The organism is Methylobacterium sp. B1, from assembly GCF_000333255.1.
In the GTDB taxonomy this organism is placed as follows: domain Bacteria; phylum Pseudomonadota; class Alphaproteobacteria; order Rhizobiales; family Beijerinckiaceae; genus Methylobacterium; species Methylobacterium fujisawaense.
The window spans coordinates 1-2,174 of record NZ_BACT01000343.1 but is presented as its reverse complement, the minus strand read 5'-3'; the positions used below and the strand labels follow the sequence as shown (position 1 = coordinate 2,174).

Sequence of the window (2,174 nt, the reverse complement as noted above, 5' to 3'; positions counted from 1 at the left end):
GAGGCCGGCCTGCACCATGCGGGTGGCGTCGATTCGAGCTGAGCCGGGCTGCTTCAGACCGAGCAGGTCGGCTTGGAAGCGCGGCGGGATGTCGAGCACGAACGTGTAGGTGCCCGCGTTCAGCGCCGGGACGATGTCCCGTTCGGCGATGGCGACGGGCGGCTTGAAATGGGGGGGCAGGAAGGCCTGCGTGATCTGCCGGGACAGCGTCGAGCGGTCCTCGTCGACGATGGCGATCGCGGCGTTGTGCAGTTCCTGCGAGCTGCTCTGCGCCTGCGCCAGGATGGCGAGGGAGAAGCTGTAGACGACGAGGCCCAGCAGGACGTAGTCGCGCCCGAAGCTGCGCAGCTCCTTGGTCCCGAGCCAGACGATATTCGCGAGGGTGTCCACGGCGCAGTCCCGTCTGCGATCAGGATTCCTGCCGGGGCATCGCCAGGCAGGCCGCCGCGGTCAGGACGGGGACGAATACAGCCAGGATGGCGAGGCTGCCGGCGAGGTCGGCCCAGCCGAGGCCCTTGGTGAAGGCCCCGAGGCTCACCGGCAGGTAATAGGTCATGGGGAAGAGCCGCCCCAGGATGCGCCCCAGGCCCGACAGGGAGGCCACGGGGACGAGCATCCCGGCGAACATGGTGGCGGGCAGCACGGTCAGGATGGCGGTGCCGAACAGGGCCGCGATCTGGGTCCGCGCGAAGGTCGAGACCAGCATCCCGTAGGCCGTCGTCGCCGTCACGTAGATCAGCGTGCCGACGACCAGGACCGAGGCGCTCCCCTTCAGCGGGACCCCGAAGACGAACTGGGCCAGCAGGACCATCAGCGCGAAATTGACGAGCGCCAAGCCGATATAGGGGAGCTGCTTGCCCAGCAGGAATTCCAGGCGCGTCAGGGGCGTCACGTAGAGATTGGTGATCGAGCCGAGCTCCTTCTCGCGCACCACCGCCAGCGCCATCATGATCGCCGGGATCAGGGCGAGCTGGAGGGCGATCTGCGCCGGCACCATCGCGAAGATGCTGTCGAAATCCTGGTTGTACTTGAAGCGGACCGCGATCTCGGCCTGGGGAGCCGGATCGGCCTTGGCAGGAAATCGCCGCGGATCGGACAGATAGCGCTGGTGCACCCCCGACAGGTAGCCCCGGATGGTCTGCGCGAAGAACGGCCGGGCTCCGTCGATCCAGGCCGCCACCTGCGTCGGCCGCCCGCGGGCCACGTCCCGGCCGAAGCCCGGCGGGATCTCGATCGCGGCCGCGATGTCCCCCCGGGCGAGCCGCCGCTCGAGATCGCCGAACCCCGACAGGGGCGCGGTCTCCACGAAATAGCGCGAGCCGCGCAGGTCCTCGAGATAGGCGCGGCTCGCATGGCTCCGGTCGTGATCGAGCACCGCGAAGGCGACGCTGTTCACGTCGGTGGAAATGCCGAAGCCGAAGACCAGCATCAGGAAGGTCGTGCCCAGGACCGCGAAGGCGAGGCGGACCCGGTCGCGCGCCAGTTCCAGCGCCTCGCGACGTGCGCAGGCGAGGAGCCGGCGCGGGCTGACCGGGATGATGCCGTCCGTCCGGGGGCCGGACGGGGGAAGCCGCGCCTCCGTGATCGCGGGCGTCTGCGGGGGCGCTCCGGTGCCGCCGGCTCCGGCCCGTTCGAGGAGGGTGACGAAGGCGTCCTCCAGGGTGGCGGCCCCGCAACGCGCCACCAGTCCCGCGGGGGTGTCGATGGCCAGGACCCGCCCCGAATCCATCAGCGCGAGGCGGTCGCAGCGTTCGGCCTCGGCCATGAAGTGGGTCGACACGAAGATCGTCACGCCCTGGCGGCGCGCGAGATCGAGCAGGAGAGCCCAGAAGCGGTCGCGTGCCGGCGGATCCACTCCGGAGGTCGGCTCGTCGAGGATGAGGAGTTCGGGCCCGTGGACGACGGCCACCGCCAGGGACAGGCGCTGCCGGATGCTTCGATCGTATGCCGCTCTCGTTACGTCACTGGTCGTTCTGGCCTTTGCGATTGTGTCAGGCGCGATCGTCTTCATCGCCGACATGTACGGTCAGGCGCTGCAGGATACCGAACGCAACCTCATCGGACTCTCCACGATCCTCGCTGATCAGGCCGATCGCTCGCTCCAGGCCCTCGAGATCGTTCAAGAAGCCATCATCGAGGATATGGCCGGCGCAAAGGTCTCGACTCCCGCGGAG

The 2,174-nt window shown here is 69.0% G+C and carries 3 pseudogenes; 1 reads left to right on the top strand and 2 read right to left on the bottom strand.

The window, feature by feature from the left end:
* Nucleotides 1-390: pseudogene (locus tag I53_RS10005) on the bottom strand (ABC transporter permease); the annotation flags it as partial.
* A gap of 19 nt (nucleotides 391-409) precedes the next feature.
* Nucleotides 410-1,933 (bottom strand): annotated as a pseudogene (locus I53_RS10000) (ABC transporter permease); the annotation flags it as partial.
* Between I53_RS10000 and I53_RS35025 the strand changes: the two are divergent.
* Nucleotides 1,878-2,174 (top strand): annotated as a pseudogene (locus tag I53_RS35025) (hypothetical protein); the annotation flags it as partial. The pseudogenes I53_RS10000 and I53_RS35025 sit on opposite strands and share 56 nt — an antisense overlap.